The organism is Hymenobacter swuensis DY53 (genome assembly GCF_000576555.1).
GTDB classification, from domain to species: domain Bacteria; phylum Bacteroidota; class Bacteroidia; order Cytophagales; family Hymenobacteraceae; genus Hymenobacter; species Hymenobacter swuensis.
In genome coordinates this window covers 2,095,811-2,113,906 of sequence record NZ_CP007145.1, presented here as the reverse complement: position 1 = coordinate 2,113,906, position 18,096 = coordinate 2,095,811, and the positions used below count along the sequence as shown (strand labels likewise).

At 61.9% G+C, this 18,096-nt stretch carries 10 protein-coding genes; 8 read left to right on the top strand and 2 right to left on the bottom strand.

Features of this window, described 5'->3' with window-relative positions:
- The first annotated feature begins 81 nt into the window (after window positions 1–81).
- The 8 genes from HSW_RS10325 (at window position 82) to HSW_RS10290 (ending at window position 13,615) form a co-directional block, all read left to right on the top strand.
- A complete protein-coding gene (locus tag HSW_RS10325; protein WP_044001860.1) occupies window positions 82–1,347 on the top strand; it encodes a sugar MFS transporter in 1,266 nt (421 codons plus the stop codon).
- Window positions 1,348–1,455: 108 nt separating this feature from the next.
- The gene (locus HSW_RS10320; RefSeq protein WP_052346329.1) at window positions 1,456–2,883 is read left to right on the top strand and encodes a glycoside hydrolase family 30 protein; all 1,428 of its coding nucleotides are present in this window, start codon (window positions 1,456–1,458) and stop codon (window positions 2,881–2,883) included.
- Window positions 2,884–2,981: 98 nt separating this feature from the next.
- Window positions 2,982–4,637: a glycoside hydrolase family 5 protein gene (locus tag HSW_RS10315; RefSeq protein WP_052346328.1), complete on the top strand. Its 1,656-nt coding sequence runs from the start codon at window positions 2,982–2,984 to the stop codon at window positions 4,635–4,637.
- Between the two features lie 199 nt (window positions 4,638–4,836).
- Window positions 4,837–6,957 (top strand): RICIN domain-containing protein, encoded by a 2,121-nt coding sequence (locus tag HSW_RS22775; RefSeq protein ID WP_052346327.1) that lies wholly within the window; start codon window positions 4,837–4,839, stop codon window positions 6,955–6,957.
- Window positions 6,958–7,268: 311 nt separating this feature from the next.
- Window positions 7,269–9,230 carry a sialate O-acetylesterase gene (locus HSW_RS10305; RefSeq protein ID WP_044001859.1) on the top strand — a complete coding sequence of 654 codons (1,962 nt, stop codon included), beginning with the start codon at window positions 7,269–7,271 and terminating at the stop codon, window positions 9,228–9,230.
- Between the two features lie 46 nt (window positions 9,231–9,276).
- Window positions 9,277–10,728, top strand: coding sequence for a glycoside hydrolase family 30 protein (locus tag HSW_RS10300; protein ID WP_044001858.1), 1,452 nt, complete (start codon window positions 9,277–9,279; stop codon window positions 10,726–10,728).
- 214 nt (window positions 10,729–10,942) lie between these two features.
- On the top strand, window positions 10,943–12,406 hold the full coding sequence (locus tag HSW_RS10295; RefSeq protein WP_044001857.1) for a glycoside hydrolase family 30 protein: 1,464 nt from the start codon (window positions 10,943–10,945) through the stop codon (window positions 12,404–12,406).
- Between the two features lie 156 nt (window positions 12,407–12,562).
- A complete protein-coding gene (locus HSW_RS10290) occupies window positions 12,563–13,615 on the top strand; it encodes an alpha/beta hydrolase (RefSeq protein WP_044001856.1) in 1,053 nt (350 codons plus the stop codon).
- Window positions 13,616–13,844: 229 nt separating this feature from the next.
- On the opposite strand, the gene bglX is transcribed toward HSW_RS10290, so the two are convergent.
- Both bglX and HSW_RS10280 read right to left on the bottom strand, forming a co-directional pair.
- Window positions 13,845–16,166 (bottom strand): beta-glucosidase BglX, encoded by a 2,322-nt coding sequence (gene bglX, locus HSW_RS10285; RefSeq protein ID WP_044001855.1) that lies wholly within the window; start codon window positions 16,164–16,166, stop codon window positions 13,845–13,847.
- A 552-nt stretch (window positions 16,167–16,718) separates the two neighbouring features.
- Window positions 16,719–18,095, bottom strand: coding sequence for a glucoamylase family protein (locus HSW_RS10280; protein WP_044001854.1), 1,377 nt, complete (start codon window positions 18,093–18,095; stop codon window positions 16,719–16,721).
- Between the last annotated feature and the right edge of the window lies 1 nt (window position 18,096).

Sequence of the window (18,096 nt, the reverse complement as noted above, 5' to 3'; positions counted from 1 at the left end):
CTATCGGTTACTTTGCGGAAAAGAACCGATTTTGCGGGTTCTTCTTTTCATCCAGACATTCTTTCCTCCTTCATTCCCATCATGGCTGCTCCCATTTCCGCATCCCCGCTCCGCACGACCGACACGCCCCCCGGTGTCGAAACTCCCAATTACACCCCGGCTCTGGCTTCGCTCACGGTCCTGTTCTTTATGATGGGGTTCATTACCTGTCTGAATGATATTCTGATTCCGTATCTGAAAGCCATTTTCCAGCTCAGCTACACCCAGGCCAATCTGATTAACCTCTGCTTTTTCGGAGCCTATTTCGTGATGGGCATTCCGGCCGGTAAACTGGTGCAGCGCATCGGCTATAAAGGCGGCATGCTGGCCGGCTTCCTGATTGCGGCATTGGGAGCGTTCCTGTTCTACCCCGCCGCCGACAGCCGGAGCTACGGTCTATTTCTGGGGGCACTGTTTGTATTGGCTACTGGTGTAGTACTGCTGCAGGTAGCCGGCAACCCGTACGTATCCATCCTGGGACCTGCCAAATCGGCCCCGGCCCGCCTCACGCTTACGCAGGCATTCAACTCGCTCGGCACCACGGTGGCTCCGCTGCTGGGCTCGGCCCTGATTCTCTCCAACCTGCCCGACCTGGACACGGCCGCTTCTGCCGCTGCTATTGATGTGAAAGCCGTGCAGATTCCGTACCTGTGCATCGGCGCGGTACTAATTATTATTAGCGTACTGCTGGGCATGCTGAAGCTACCCATTATTACACTGGCCCACACTGAAGAAGACCCGAACCGCCGCGCTTACCACTACCGTCATCTGGTGTTTGGGGTTATTGGCATTTTCGCTTACGTAGGCGGCGAGGTGGCCATTGGCTCGCACATTGTATCCTACCTGAACCTGCCCGATGTTATGAGCCTTACGCCCAAAATTGCGGGTGATAAAGTGGCTTACTATTGGGGTGGGGCTATGGTCGGCCGCTTTCTGGGTGCTTACCTGCTTAATAAGTTCAACCCCGGCCGCCTGCTGGCCCTCAATTCACTGGGCGCGGTAATTCTGGTACTGATTTCAGTGAGCACCACCGGCGAAATTGCCATGTGGAGCCTGCTGGCCGTGGGCCTGATGAACTCCATCATGTTTGCTACCATTTTTACGCTGGCTGTGGCCGGTCTGGGCCGCAACACGGAAGAAGCTTCCGGCCTGCTGAACGTAGGCATTGTGGGCGGCGCGGTAATTCCGCTGCTGTTCGGGCTGGTAGCCGATGCCAGCACGCTGCGCTGGGCGTTCATTCTGCCCGTTCTCTGCTACGCTTACATTATGTGGTACGGCCTGAAAGGTCACAAACCAACCGCCGCGTAACCCGGGCCGGCTTCGGCCGGCCCTTTTCTTTCCACTTCTGATTTCCAGCCTGTTTTCAACCCGATTTTTTGGGTTGCCGGCTACCGCCTTGTCTTTTTCTTCCGCCCTATGTCCTTCCTTTCCCGCTCCTTTTTCCCCGCCGCCCTGCTCCTGACGCTGGGCCTGAACTCCGGCTGCCAGCGCATGCCGCAGTCGGGCCCCGCGAAAGGTGCCGTTGGGTTCTGGCTGACGAACCCCGATAAGTCGGCCTTGTTTCAGTTGCAGCCCGCGCCGGCCTGGACGGCTATTGCCCCCGCCGCCGGCACCCCGGTGATTGAGGTCGACGATAAGCAGACTTTCCAGACTATTGACGGGTTTGGCTATTGCCTCACCGGCGGCAGCGCCGAGTTACTAAACCGCATGACGCCGGAGGCCCGCAAAGCCATTCTGCGGGAACTGTTCGCCACCGATGGCACCAACATCGGCGTGAGCTACCTGCGCCTGAGCATTGGGGCCTCCGACCTGGATGGTACCGTGTTCAGTTACGATGACCTGCCCGAAGGCCAGACAGACCCGACCCTGGCGAAATTCAGCCTCGCTCCTGATAAGGCGCACCTGTTGCCAGTGCTCAAGGAAATTCTGGCCATCAACCCCAATATCAAGCTGCTTGGTTCGCCCTGGTCGCCGCCACCGTGGATGAAGACCAACGGCAACTCCAAGGGCGGCTCCCTGAAACCGGAGTTTTACCCGGCCTACGCGCAGTATTTCGTGAAGTACGTGCAGGCCATGCAGGCCCAGGGCGTACGCATCGACGCCATAACGGTGCAGAACGAGCCGCTGCACCCGGGCAACAACCCCAGCCTGCTCATGCTGGCCGAGCAGCAGGCCGAATTTGTAAAAAAGCACCTGGGACCGGCCTTTGCGGCCGCCAAAATCGACACGAAAATTATCGTGTACGACCACAACGCCGACCGCCCCGACTACCCCCTGACCATCCTCAACGACCCCGAGGCCAGGAAATACGTAGATGGCTCGGCCTTTCACCTCTACGCCGGCCCCATTGAGGCCTTGAGCAAGGTGCACGACGCCCACCCCGACAGGAATGTGTACTTCACGGAGCAGTGGGTGGGCTCGAAAAGTGCCTTTGCTGAAAACCTGCCCTGGCACGTTCGGACGCTCATTATCGGGGCTACCCGTAACTGGGCCCGCACGGTGCTGGAGTGGAACCTGGCCGCCGACCCGCAGCAGAACCCGCACACGCCCGGCGGCTGCACCGAGTGCCGGGGCGCCCTCACCATTGATGGCAGCACCGTAACCCGCGAGGATGCCTACTACATCATTGCCCATGCCAGCAAGTTTGCCCGGCCCGGCTCAGTACGCATTGCCTCCACCACTTCTGAAACCCTGCCCAACGTAGCCTTCAAAGCGCCCAATGGCCAGAAGGTGGTAGTGGTGCAGAACAATAGCAAGCAAACACAGCCCTTCAGCCTCCGCTACCAAGGAAAAACCCTCACCTCTACGCTGCAGGCAGGAGCCGCCGGCACCTACGTGTGGTAGCCATTCAGTAAAACCCGGAGGAAATCCTCGTGACCGCCCTCCAACCTTTGCCGGCCTCCCCAAGGCTTATTTTCCGTCCGTCCTTCATTCCCACCCTTATGAGCACTATTACACGCAGCTTGTCCCGGGCCGTACGCAGCCTGCTGTTGCTGGCCGGTATTGGGCTGGGGCAACAGACAGTCGCACAAAGCTTTCTGCACGCCGACGGTGGCCGGATTGTGAATGCCAGCAACCAGGAGGTGGTGCTTAATGGGGTAAACCTGGGCGGGTGGGCTTTGCAGGAAGGCTATATCATCAAGCCGGGCTGGCCGGGCGTGGGCGGCAAGGCTACGCAGGGTGCCGTCAAGAAAACGCTGTATGGATTTGGCCTGAGCGACGCGGCCGTGGAAACGTTTTACCAGGAATACCGCAACAACTTCATTCAGAAGCCGGATCTGGATTACGTGGCCTCTCTGGGCTTCAACTGCGTGCGGCTGCCGTTGCATTATGATCTATTTCTGACGCCCGCCCAGCGGGCCGTGCGCAACGGTGTGCTGCGCGGCACCACCACGTACCCCGACTACGTCAGGGCGCTTACCGGCTGGTACAACGCCAACGAGTTGTTCACCGATCCGGCCAACATGGAGGCTTGGCGCATGATTGACAATACCCTGGCCTGGGCCCGGGCCAACAAGCTGTACGTGATACTGGACCTGCACGCCGCGCCCGGCTCGCAGGGTACGGATGCCAACATTGCCGACTCCCTGGTGCCGCTGGATTTCTGGAACAACAGCACGTATCAGGACATCACCGCCCGCTTGTGGGCTGCCATTGCCGCGCGCTACAAAAACGACGCGCGCGTGGCCATGTACGACCTGATCAACGAGCCCAACAACGTACCCAGCAACCAGCAGATCCACGACGTGCTGCAGCGCCTGATTACCACCGTGCGGGCGCAGGGCGACAACCATCTGTTGCTGCTGGAGGGCAACGGCTACGGCAACGACTTCAACTACATGGAGAAGCGCACCTTCACTAACACGGCCAACCTGGTGTACAACTCGCACCGCTACAGCGGCACCGGGTATCTGCTCGATAACAACGTTACTTCCGCCGACCCCAACAACGCCAATAACCTGCGCACGATAGGCAACCTCACCCGCTTCCGCACCGATAACGACGTGCCCATCTGGGTGGGAGAAACCGGGGAAAATAACGACGGCTGGATGCAGGACGCCGCCAAAAGCCTCAACTCGGTGGGTATTGGCTGGTGCCACTGGACGCTCAAGCGGTTTGAGAACTGGAACAACGCGGCCCTGCTGCACATCAATCCGCCTTACATCGTGGATGGCCCCGGCACGCTGAACATTGCACTCAACAACATGCTGTTTGCCAGCTGCGTGCCCAACACCACCGAGGCGGCCATTGCCCCCAACCGCAACGGCATCGTGAATTACCCCGGCGGCGGCAACTACGATGGCACCTTGGTAACCACCGCAGCGCCGGGCCGGCCCGATGAACGCCTGCAGGTGTACCCGACGGTAGCAGACGCAACCCTGAACCTGCGTTACAACGCCGCTGCCCCACAACGCCTGCAGCTGCGGCTGCTGGACCTGGCGGGCCGTGTGGTAAGCAGCCAGCCTAACTACCCCGCCTCTGCCGGCGACAACCGGCTCCAGCTGCCCGTAGCGGCTCTGCCGGCCGGCATGTACATGCTGCAGCTGGATACGCCGGCCGGCCGCCTGGCCCGCCGCGTGGTGGTAGCCCATGAGTAACACCTGATTACAGCCCACCCAAGTGGGCTGAGTGAAGCTGCACACCCTTTGATTTCCCCAGAGTACCCCGCCCCCTCATGCCGCGTGGGAAATGGTAGTGACCTAGCGACTTACGCCGGCTCCCCGGCAAAACTGACCTTTCCGGCCTCCCCAGGGCCTGTTTGTTTCTTTTCCTTTTTCACAACCAATTCCCACCAACATGAACACCAGTACTTTTTCAGGGGGCCGCATGGCCCGGGCGTTGCGGTACGTGCCGCTTTTATTCGCCGGTTTAGGCCTCGGGCAAACAGCCGAGGCGCAGAGTTTTCTGCGGGCCGATGGGCAGCGTATCGTAAATGCCAGCAACCAAGAAGTTATTCTCAACGGCATGAACCTGGGCAACTGGGCCGTGCAGGAGGGCTACATGATGAAGGTGGGCTGGCCCGGCCTCGACGGCAAGCAGACCCAGGGCAAGGTTAAGAAGACACTGTACAACGCCGGCATGAGCGACGCGGCGGTGGAAACCTTCTACCAGAACTACCGCGCCAACTTCATTACCAAGCCCGACATCGACTACATTGCCAGCAAGGGCTTCAACTGCATCCGGCTGCCGCTGCACTACGAACTATTTCTGACGCCCAGCCAGCGGGCGGTGCGCAACAGCGTGATGCGCGGCACCGTGAGCTACGACTCCTACGTGAGCCAGCTGACGGGTTGGTACAACAACAATCAGCTCTTCACCGACCCCAATAACATGGCGGCCCTGGCCATGATTGACAATACCCTGGCCTGGGCCCAGGCCAACAACATGTACGTGGTGCTGGATATGCACGCCGTGCCCGGCTCCCAGGGCACCGATGCCAACATTGCCGACCAGATTGTGGCCAATGACCTCTGGAACCGCCAGATCAACCAGGATGTGCTCAATCGGCTTTGGTCGTTTATTTCGACCCGCTACAAGAACGACTCGCGGGTAGCTATGTACGACCTCATCAACGAGCCGAACAACTACCCCAATAACCAGAAAATCCACGACGTATTGCAGCGCCTGATTACTACTGTTCGTAACCAGGGCGACAACCACCTGATTCTGGTGGAGGGCAACGGCTGGGGCAACGACTACAACTACATGGAGCCGTTTACCTTCCCCAACCGCAGCAACCTGGTATACAACTCGCACCGCTACAGCGGTACGGGCTACGAGATGGACAACGGCGTGAACTCCACCGGCGGCGGGGCCAACGACCTGCGCTTCATCGGGAACCTGCGCAACTTCCGCACCACCCACAACGTGCCCATCTGGATTGGGGAAACCGGCGAAAACACCGACACCTGGATGCGCGACGCGGCCCGCAACCTCAACTCGGTAGGCATCGGCTGGTGCCACTGGACCTACAAGCGCTTCGAGGACCGCAGCAACCCGGCCTTCATGCACATCAACCCGCCCTACGTGGTAGACGGGCCCGCCGGCCTGAATCAGGTGCTCACCAACATCCGTTTTGCCAACTGCGTGCCGAATACCACGGTAGCGGCCGTATCGCCCAACCAAAACGGGATTGTAAACTACCCCGGTGGCGGCAACTACAACGGCACCGCCACCAGCAGCGGCCCGGCCATCGGCCGCATCTACGAAATCAGCTCCAAGAACGGCGGCAAAGCCCTGGAGGTGTCGGCTAACTCAACTGCCAACGGCGGGCGGGTGCAGCAGTGGACCTGGGCCAGCGCGGCCAGCCAGAAATGGAAGCTGGTGGATGCCGGCGGCGGCTACGTGCGCATCGTGAACCTGAACAGCAACAAGAGCCTGGACATTGCCGGCCCCAGCACCGCCGACGGCGCCCTCACCCACCAATGGGACTGGCTGACCCAGGATAGCCAGTACTGGCAGATTCTGAGCAACGGCGACGGCACGTACCGCATCCTCAACAAGTTCAGCGGCAAGGCCCTTGATGTGGAAAACAACTCCACCGCCGACGGTGCGGCCGTACACCAATGGACCTATGGCGGCGGCGACAATCAGCGCTGGTGGTTCTCGGACCAGGGCGCGGCCCGCGTGGCGTTAGCCGCTGCCGGCTCGGCCGCCGACCTGCGCCTGCAGGTGTACCCCACCACGGCTGATGCCGAGCTGAGCCTGCACTACAACGCGCCGGGTACCCAGCGCCTGAACCTGCGCCTGCTCGACCTCACCGGCCGCCTCATCATCAACCAGGCCGATCAGGCCGTGACCAGCGGCGAAAACCACCTGACGCTGCCGGTAGCCGCGTTGCGGGCCGGCATTTATCTGCTGCAGGTTGATACGCCCGCCGGCCAATTGGTGCGGCGCGTAGTAGTGGCCCACGAATAAATCGTCTTCATCACCGGCCCCGAAACTCGTTCGGGGCCGGTTTTTCGCCTGTTGCCTATTGATTGCACTTCTACACTCTACTAAGCCGGATGGACAGGAAGGAACCCAGCATAGCAGACGGAGCCCAGCGTTCCTGAATTCTGTAGCAGAACTCCTTACTGTTCGCGTGGCCTGACCTGCTGCCGGCCGTTGCCGCGTGGCAACCACCGCTTCCGCAGCAGCGGCCAATGATGCATCCTTTGGGTTCGAAACGGTTCCTTCTGCCGTCCCGATGAAACTCTCCGAGGCCGTTTTCAGCTGTTCTATTGCCTATGAAACTCTCCCGTCTCCCCTTATTTGCCGTTTTCCTGCTGGCTGCTCCGGCGGCCCGCGCCACCGTGCGCCTGCCTCGGCTGGTAGGATCGCACATGGTTTTGCAGCGCAACCAGCCGCTCCCGCTCTGGGGCTGGGCCGCGCCGGGAGAAGCCGTCAGCGTATCGTTCCGGGGCGCAAAAGTGCAGACCAAGGCCGGGGCTGATGGGCGCTGGACGCTCAGGCTGCCTGCCCAGCTGGCCGGCGGCCCGTTTGAGCTGACTGTGCAGGGCACCAACACCCTACGCCTGACGGATGTGCTGGTCGGCGACGTCTGGCTGGCCTCGGGGCAGTCGAATATGGAATGGGCGCTGCGCGACGCGGCCGGCGGAGCCGAAGCCACCACCGCCGCCAACCACCCGCAGATCCGCCTGTTCAACGTACCCAACCGCGCCGAAATACGGCCGCTGGCCGAGCTGGCCGGGGGCGAGTGGCAGGCCTGCACGCCGCAGTCGGCCGCCGGATTTTCGGCCGTAGCCTACTTTTTCGGGCACGAGCTGCAGCAGCAGTACAAGGTGCCCGTGGGACTGATTGCGGCCGAGTGGGGCGGCACCGTGGCCGAAGCCTGGACCAGCACCGAAGCCCTACGTAAGCTCCCCGATTTTCAGCCGGCCCTGGCCTCACTGGCCCAACAGACCTGCTCCTTTGCCGAGCAGGAAGCCGCCTACGCCACCCGCCTCGCCAACTGGCAGCGCAGCCCCGAGGGTCAGGACCACGGCCTGCTGCCGGGCCAGCCCACCTGGGCTGACCCGGCTTTGGTCACCACCGACTGGAAAACCATGCAGCTGCCCGGCGTTTGGGAGGGCCAGACGCCCGAACTCCGCGACTTCGACGGCGTTGTGTGGCTACGGCGGGACCTGACGCTACCAGCCACGGCGGCCAACCAGCCGCTTACGCTGAGCCTGGCGCAAGTAGATGATGAGGACAGTACCTTCTTCAACGGCGTAGCCATTGGCGGAACGCGGGGCTACGCTACCCTGCGGCGCTACACCGTACCGGCCAGCCTGGTACGCGACGGCCGCAACGTGGTAACCGTGCGCGTCACCGATAACGGCAGCGGTGGCGGCGTGTGGGGCAAACCCGCCGACATGATGGCTACCGTGGGCACCACTACCGTACCGCTGGCCGGCGAGTGGCTGTACCGCGCAGCCTACGACCCTGCTTCCCGGCCCCGCTCCCCTTTCCCCGGCGGCACCCAGAACTTTGCTACGGCCCTCTATAATGGCATGATTGCCCCGCTGCACCCCTTCGCCCTGAAAGGCGTCATCTGGTATCAGGGTGAAAGCAACGCCGGCCGCGCCGAGCAGTACGAAACCCTGTTTCCGGCTCTGATTCAGGATTGGCGCACCCGCTGGCAACAGTCGGCTCTGCCCTTCCTGTTTGTGCAGCTGGCCGGCTACATGCATGACCCCGCCGAGCCCACTGATACCGACTGGGCCCGCCTCCGTGAGGCGCAGCGCCTGACTACGCTCACCGTGCCCAAAACCGCGCAGGCCGTGGCCCTGGACCTGGGCAATGCCGATGACATTCACCCCCGCAACAAGCTGGACGTGGGCCACCGCCTGGCCCTGGCGGCCCGGCGCGTGGCCTACGGCGAAACCGCCCTGGTATCTTCCGGGCCTACGTTTGAGAAGCTGACCCAGGAGAAAAACCAGCTTCGCCTCACTTTTGGCAACATAGGCGGCGGCCTGGTCCTGCAACAAGCAGCCGATGGCCAGACCTCCTTCGCCATTGCCGGGCCTGACAAACGCTTTGTCTGGGCCCGGGCCGAAGTGCAGGGCAGCACAGTAGTCCTCCGGGCTGAGGGCGTGGCCAACCCCGTGGCCGTGCGCTACGCCTGGGGCAACGACCGGCCGGCTACCCTCTCCAACAAAGCCGGGCTGCCCGCCTCCCCTTTCCGCTCCGATAACTGGCCCCGTTAAGCGGCCTTTCTGCTTTGCCTTTCCACTTCGTGCTTTTTCCCACCGTATGAAATTACCCTTCCATCTTCCCCTGGGCCTATCCTGCGCTCTGCTGCTGGGATTGGCCGCCAGCTGCGGCTCCGACGGCAAATCGGACCCGACGCCGGAGCCGCCATTGCCTCCGGGGCCGGCGGGTCCGTCGCAGGTAGCCCTCTGGCTAACGACTACCGACCAATCGACGCGGTTTTACAAGAGCACACTGCCTTTGAATTTTGCCACGGCTACCAGCCAGAACCTGGCTATTGCCGTCGATACCACCCAGACGTACCAGACCATCGACGGCTTCGGGTACACGCTGACGGGTGGTAGCGCCCAATTGCTGCACCAGATGGGACCCGCTGACCGCGCTGCCCTACTCAAAGAGCTGTTTGCCACCGATGGCACCAGCATCGGGACCAGCTACCTGCGCCTGAGCATCGGGGCCTCCGACCTGGATGCCGCCCCCTTCACCTACAACGATACGCCCCAGCCCGACCCCACGCTGGCGCAGTTCAGCCTTGCTCCCGACCGCCAGCATCTGCTGCCGGTGCTCAAGGAAATCCTGGCCATCAACCCCAACATCAAAATCCTGGGCTCGCCTTGGACGGCCCCGACCTGGATGAAAACCAACGGCAGCTTCGTGGGTGGTTCGCTGAAACCGGAATACTACGCGGCCTACGCCCAGTACTTCGTGAAGTATATCCAGGGGATGAAGGCCGAGGGCGTAACCATTGACGCCGTTACGCTGCAAAACGAGCCTTTGCACGACGGCAACAACCCCAGCATGGTGATGACGGCTACGGAGCAGGCCGCCTTCATCCGGGCCAACGTGGGGCCGGCACTGCGGGCAGCGGGGCTGAGCACCAAAATCATTGCCTACGACCACAACCTCGACCGGCCTGATTACCCCCTGACCATCCTGCAGGACGCGCAGGCCAGTCAGTACGTCGATGGCTCGGCCTTCCATCTGTACGCCGGCAACATCTCCGCCATGAGCACGGTGCACGATGCGTTTCCTGCCAAAAACGTGTACTTCACGGAGCAGTGGGTAGGCGGCCCCGGCAACTTCAACGCCGACTTCAGCTGGCACATGCAGAACCTCATCATTGGGGCCACGCGCAACTGGAGCCGCAACGTGCTGGAGTGGAACCTGGCCGCCGACCAGAACTATGGTCCGCACACGGCCGGCGGCTGCACCAATTGCCTGGGTGCCGTAACCATCAACGGCAACGCCGTGACGCGCAACCCGGCTTACTACACGGTGGCTCACGCGGCCAAGTTCGTGCGGCCCGGCTCCGTGCGCATCGGCACCAACGAGCCCGGCAACCTTCAGAACGTGGCCTTCAAAAACCCCGACGGGAAGAAAGTGCTCATTGTGCTGAATGGCGGCAGCACCTCCCAAACCTTCGACATCCAGTACCGCAATAAAACCCTGACCACCTCCCTGGCGGCTGGCGCGGCGGGTACCTACGTGTGGTGATTCTGGGAGTAGCGTAAAGCAACAGAAGCGAAACGTCATTCCGAGTACAGCGGAGCGGAGCCGAGGAATCTCGCTCGTTCGTAATCTGATTACGCTGGCAACATCAGCACGCGAGATTCCTCGGCTCCGCTCGGAATGACGGTCTGCCTTTCACCTCACCGCCTCTTCACCTCACCACCCTCACCAACAAGCAACTTTCCACCCATCATATCTCATGCAGAAAACCCTTTTAACTGCGCTGCTGGCTACTGGCGTTAGCGCCGCCGCGTTGGCTCAGAAACCTGCTACTCCCGCCAAAACGTACTCGGCGGCGGGCCGGCAGGTGCAGGTGTACGCCACCGTCAGCGGCACCCCACAGCGGCTGGCCGATGCTGGCAAGCTCACGTTCCAGGCCCAGGCCCAGCCGCTGGAAACCCAGCCCACGGTGTTCGTGGACCCCACGCACACCTTTCAGACGATGCTGGGTATTGGCGGGGCCCTGACGGATGCCGCCGCCGAAACGTTTGCCAAGTTGCCTAAAGCCCAACAGCAGGAGTTTCTGCAGGCGTATTACAGCCCCACCAGCGGCATCGGTTACACGCTGGCCCGCACCAGCATCCACAGCACCGACTTTTCCAGCGGCAGCTACACCTACGTGGCCGACGGCGACAAAACGCTCAAAAGCTTCAGTGTGAAGCACGATGAGCAGTACCGCATTCCGTTCATCAAGCAGGCACAGGCGGCGGCCGGTGGCAAGCTCACCATGTACGTGAGCCCCTGGAGCCCCCCGGCCTGGATGAAGGACAATAAAAGCATGCTGCAAGGCGGCAAGCTGCTGCCCGAGTTCCGCCAGAGCTGGGCCGACTACTACGTGAAGTTCATCCAAACCTACGAGAAGCTGGGCATCCCCATCTGGGGCCTCACGGTGCAGAACGAGCCAATGGCCAAGCAGAAGTGGGAATCCTGCCTGTTTACGGCCGAGGACGAGCGGGATTTTGTGAAAGGCTACCTCGGACCTACGCTTAAAAAGGCCGGCATGAGCGACAAAAAGCTCATCGGCTGGGACCATAACCGCGACCTGATGTTCCAGCGCGCCGCTACGCTCTTCGACGACCCGGAGGCCAGCAAATACTACTGGGGCATTGGTTTTCACTGGTATGAAACCTGGACCGGCAGCAGCATGCAGTTCGAGAATCTGCGCCGCGTGCACGAAACCTACCCCGATAAAAACCTGGTGTTCACCGAAGGCTGCGTGGAGAATTTCAAGTTTGAGGGCATAAACGACTGGAAGCTGGGCGAGCGGTATGGCAACTCGATGATCAACGACTTCAACGCCGGCACCGTGGCCTGGACCGACTGGAACGTGCTGCTCGACGAAACCGGCGGCCCCAACCACGTCGGCAACTTCTGCTACGCCCCCATCATCGGCGACACGCGCAGCGGCCAGTTGCTCTACACCAACGCCTACTACTACATCGGGCACTTCAGCAAGTTCATCCGGCCTGGGGCCCGGCGCATTGCCACCGCCAGCAGCCGCGACGTACTGCAAACCACCGCTTTCCTGAATACCGATGGCAAAGTGGCGGTGGTAGTCATGAACAGCACCGACAAGGAACAGCCTTTCCAGCTCTGGCTGAAAGGCCAGGCCGCCCAAACCACCAGCGCCCCCCATTCCATCATGACGCTGGTAGTGAACTAACCAGCCGCTTTCAGCTGACTATTAACCGCGCGTCATGCTGAGCGGAACCGAAGCATCTCTACTGAGGGTCCCCCCTCTTGCCTCAAACGAAGCGGTAGAGATGCTTCGGCTCTGCTCAGCATGACGTTCTTTTTTGATTGCATATCCGCTTTTTTGATGCGTCTGCCCTATTTCCTGTTCCTGCTGGCGCTGTTGTGGCGGCTGCCGGCCCCGGCTCAAACGCCCGCCAAGGGCCGCGTAGTCGTCACGTACCTCGATTCAAAGCTGCTGAAGGGCAACCCCGGCGGCGAGAACCCGCGGCGGCGGGTGAGCGTGTACCTGCCGGCCGGCTACGAAGCCAGTGCGGCCCGGCGCTACCCGGTGCTCTACTACCTGCACGGCTTCACCTGGAACGACAGCCTGATTTTTCACGCTGACGGTATGGCCACGCTACTGGATGAGGCCATTGCTGCCGGACAAATCAGGCCGCTACTAATGGTGGTGCCCAACGAGCAGACGCAGTTTCAGGGCAGCTTCTACGCCAACTCGGCCACCAACGGCCCCTGGGGCGATTTTACCGCCCGGGAACTGGTGAGCTTCATTGATAAAAATTACCGCACGCTGGCCCGGCCCGCAAGCCGGGGCCTGGCGGGCCATAGCATGGGCGGCAACGGTACCCTGCGGCTGGCCCTACTGTACCCCGATACCTACGCCGCCGCATATGCCCTTAGCCCTGCATTTGCTGCCCCCCACCCCGAGTGGATGGCCGCCCGCCCCAGTCAGGCACTGGCCAGCCGCGCCACCTCACGGGCCAGGCTGCTGCAGGATTTCAACGCCGTGCGGCTGGTGGCCTGCGCCCGGGCCTTTTCGCCCACGCCCGGCCGGGGCACGTTCGGGGCGGCCCTGCCCTACTCCCTCGGGGCCGATAGCCTCCGCCACCGCGACGCCGTGCTGGCTCAGTGGGGCGCAGCTTCGCCCCTCAGCCTGCTGCCGGCGCACCTTACCAGCCTGCGTCAGCTGCGCGGCCTGGCTTTTGATTGGGGCGAGCAGGACCAGTTCCGGCATATTCCTGAGGCAGGCCGCACGCTGGATACCCAGCTCTCGGCATATGGCATTCCGCATACCACCGAGAGCTACGAAGGCAACCATGGCAACCGCATCATGGGCCACGACGGCCGGGTGTATCAGAAACTGCTGCCGTTTTTCAACCAGCGTCTGCAGTTTGAGTAGGGCATACGGCTGCCATTCTGAGCAAAGCGGGGAGTCTGAATTACTCGCTGAACAATTGACTCAGATTCCTCGCTTCGTTCGGAACGAACAACAAAAAGGGCGAAGCCACGGTGGCTTCGCCCTTTTTGTTGTTCGGCTCCCGGAAAATCAGTCCGCTCCCCTAACTAGCATTCCGGTTTCCGGGAGCCCCCGCGCGCTTGTCCCACACAAGGCGCAGGTTGGCGGTAGTTTACTGGGCGGCCAGCTTGAAGGCGGCCATTTGCACGTCGCGGGAGTTACCGCCCACCATCACCTGGAAGTCGCCGGGTTCAGCTGCAAACTTCAGGTCAGTGTTGTAGAACTTCAGGTCCTCGGGGGTGAGGCGGAAGCTCACGATGCGGCTTTCACCCTTCTTGAGCATGATTTTCTGGAAGCCCTTCAGCTCCTGCACCGGCCGCGAGATGGAGCCCACCATATCCCGGGTGTAGAGCTGCACTACTTCCTCGCCGTCGTAGTTGCCGGTGTTTTTCACGGTTACCTTCACCTCCAGCGTGCCGTTCATGGCCAGGGTGGTGGTGCTCAGTTCGGGCTTGCTGTACTCGAAGGTGGTGTAGCTCAGCCCGAAACCGAACGGGTACAGCGGGTCGTTGCTCACGTCCATGTACCGCGACTTGTACTTGTCCAGCGCCACACCCTGGTACGGGCGGCCGGTCATTTTGTGGTTGTAGTACAGCGGCACCTGGCCCACGTGCTGGGGAAAGGTGGCCGTGAGCTTGCCCGCGGGGTTGTAGCCGCCGAACAGCACATCGGCAATGGCATTGCCGGCCTGGGAGCCCGCAAACCAGGTTTCCAGGATGGCATCGGCGTTTTTATCTTCCCAAGGCAGCGTGAGCGGGCGGCCGTTCATGAGCACCAGCACCAGCGGCTTGCCGGTTTTCTTGAGCGCCTTCAGCAGCTCCAGCTGCTGGCCGGGCAGCCCGATATCGGCGCGGCTGGCGGCCTCGCCGGTCATGCCCTGGCTTTCGCCCACGGCGGCCACAATCACGTCGGCCTGCTGGGCTACCTGCACCGCTTCCCGGATCATCTCCTCCGAGGTGCGCTGGTCCACGTTCAGCTCGCCGCCGTGCTGGTTCAGGCGGGCAATCATCTGCTCGTCGTCGGTGAAGTTGGCCCCCTGGGCCGTCACGACTTTCACGCCGCTGCCCACGGCGTTCTTAATGCCTTGCTCCAAAGACACGGCCTGTTTCCAGTCGCCGGCTCCGCTCCAGCTCCCAATCATGTCGCGCTGGCGGGTGGCCAGCGGGCCGATGAGGGCGATGGTGCCCTGCTTTTTCAGGGGCAGAGTGTTGTTGCTGTTCTTGAGCAGCACCAGGCTTTTGCGGGCAATGTCGCGGGCATCGGCCACAAACTCCTTCTTCATCATGGTAGCCTTGGCCCGCTTCTCGTTGGTGTAGCGGTAGGGGTCCTCGAACAGGCCCAGCTTCCATTTGGCTTCCAGAATGCGGCGGCAGGCCAGATCAATCTGGGCCTGCTGCACGGTACCGTCCTTGAGGTTCTGGGCCAGGTTCTTGAGGAAAACCTCGCCCACCATGTCCTGGTCGATGCCGGCGTTCAGGGCAAGGGCCGACACCTGGGCGTCGTCGCCCATACCGTGGGCGGTCATTTCGTTGATGGCGGTGTAGTCGGTGGCCACGAAGCCGTCAAACCCCCACTGATTGCGCAGCAGCTCGGTCATCAGCCACTTGTTGCCGGTGGCGGGCACCCCGTTGATGTCGTTGAACGAGGACATCATGGAGCCCGCGCCGGCTTCCACGGCGGCTTTGTAAGGTGGCAGGTACTCGTTGTACATGCGCACCAGGCTCATATCGGTGGTGTTGTAGTCGCGGCCGGCTTCGGCGGCCCCGTAGAGGGCGAAGTGCTTCACGCAGGCCATCACCGTGTTGTTCTTCTTCAGGTCGTCGCCCTGGTAGCCGCGCACCATCACGCGGGCAATCTGGGAGCCCAGGTAGGGGTCCTCGCCCGAGCCTTCCGAGATGCGGCCCCAGCGCGGGTCGCGGGCAATGTCCACCATCGGCGAGTACACCCAGTTGATGCCGTCGGCGGAGGCTTCCTCGGCGGCAATGCGGGCGCTGCGCTCCATGGCCGGCAAATCCCAGCTGCTGGCCAGGCCCAGGGCAATGGGGAAAATGGTGCGGTGGCCATGAATCACGTCGTAGCCGAAGATGAGCGGGATGTGCAGGCGGGTCTGCTTCACGGCCATTTCCTGGAGCTTGCGGGCGGCCTGGGGCGTGAAGGTGTTGAGCACCGAGCCCACCGAGCCGCGCTTGATGCTGGCGTCCACGTCCTTGCTCACCACGGGGCCGGTCACGTCGAAGCCCACGGTTATCATGTTCAGCTGGCCGATTTTCTCCTCCAGCGTCATTTTCTGCAGCAGCTCATCGATGAACTTGGTCATCTTGGGGTCGGGGGCGGCGGCGCGGGCCGTGGCGGCCGTAGCGGGTTGCTGGGCCTGGAGCTGGGGCGTGAGCAGCCCCAGCGACATAAGCAGGGCAGTGCGGAAAACTCGATTCATGGGAAGTGGGAAGTGTAGGGGAAAATCAGAAGTGCGGGGGCGCGGTGGAGCCCGGTATGAACCCAGCCGCCGCCGGAACGCTTACGCGGCGCACAGCCTCGGCAGAGACGGAAAACAAGCACTGGAAAGCGGAGGCAAGCCGAAGCGAGGCAGGGCGGCCGGTGGACGACTCAGTGGTCGGGCTTACCCAGGCAGCCGAGACGGGAAAAGCATCTGGCAGCGTGTCAGGGCCTATTTGGGGCGGCGCTCTGCAATACTACAAAAGCTTTGTCTGAGGTCAAACGAGGCCCATACCCACCCGGTTGCGCTACCGATATCTACCGCCTAAGCAGTAGCCCGGCGGCTTGTTATGTAGGTGTAACGCCCCCCCGGCGGCTCCAAGTGCGGCAATGAGTCAGCCCAACAGTAAATCACAGTGAAACAGGATTTTGCCAGCCGATTTCCACCCTGAATCCCAGGGGTTTTGCGTGTTACGTAAGTAGCACGGTCCCACTGCCCGGCATCGGGCACGGATTTTTAAGGGCTGACCGGCAGATTTTTTCGGAGCCCGGCTTATCTCTTCAGCTGCGGACTCTCGAAACCGAGGCGGGTGAGGCCGCGCTGTACGTCGGGGCTGCTCATGAACAGCTTCCAGAGCAGGCCGGTGCGGTGGTTTTCAATCATGCCCACAATCGGGCCCTGGTCAATGGCCAGGTGCGACTTGGCGTACCAGTTCTGCTGCTCGCTGAAGCCGTCCACGAAGCCGTACTCGGTCCAGAGGTTGTCGCCCAGGTCGTTGTAGAAGTGCCGCAGCGCCGCCATCGACTCCTTGGGCGCGTAGGGCATGGCCGACAGCGCGGCAGTGGGCGAAATCACGCTCAGGTCCTCGGTGGGCGAGTGGGCGGCGTAGCCCTGGTAGCTGTCGGAGGCGGTGAGGCCCCAGCAGTCGGGGCCGTAGCCCTTGAACTTCTTGGGGTTATCCACACAGTAGGCGTAGTTGATGCGGGTGTGGGCCTGATTTTGCTGCCAGTAGTCGGCATGCTGGTCCTTGAGGCCACGCGGGTCGAGGCCCAGGAACGAGTAGTGCGAGAAAAACAGCGGCCCGCCGAAATCGAAGCCCAGCGGCAGCGTGGTGTTATAGAACTGCTTGCCATTTTTGAAGTAGTTGCCGGTAGCCCAGCCCTGGTCGTATACCTTCTTATCAATGGCGTATTTGGGTGAGGAGGCGGCCAGCACGTAGGTTATCAGGCACTCGTTCCAGCCGTGAATCTGGTGGTTCATGCTCCAGCCGTTGTTGGGGCTCCAGTGCCAGTACAGCACGTTCTGGTCATTCTGCTGGTGCCAGGTCCACTCCACCCCTTCCCACATCCACAGAATCTTGTTGCGTAGCTGGCTTTCGGCGGGCGTGTTGCCGGTGAAGTACTGGCGGGCGCAGATAAGGCCCTCGTACAGGAAGGCCGTTTCCACCAGGTCGCCGCCGTCGTCTTTGGGGCTGAAGCGGATGGTTTTGCCGGTGGCCCCGTTCAGCCAGTGCGGAAACACGCCGTGGTACATATCGGCCTTCCAGAGGAAGTTCACGATTTTGAGAGTCCGCTTGGCAGCCTGCTCGCGGGTAATCCACTTGCGCTCCGCCGCCACGATAATAGCCATCAGCCCGAAGCCGGTGCCGCCGGTGGTAACCACCTCGTCGCCGTAATCGAAGGAGCGGTTGCTCCGCTCCCGGGCCATGCCCGACACGGGGTGGCCGAAGTCCCAGAAGTAGCGGAACGTCTGGCGCTGCACCAGGTCCAGCAGCTGCTCATCGGAGAGGTTGCGGGGGCGCTTGGGGCCACTGGCGGCGGGCGTGAGCTGGGCGGTTACGGGCGGTGTTTTTTTGGCCGGAGCTTTTTGCTGGGCATCCGTCAGGCCGGGCAGCAAAAGGCCCAGAGCCAGCAGCAGAAGTGCTTTCATA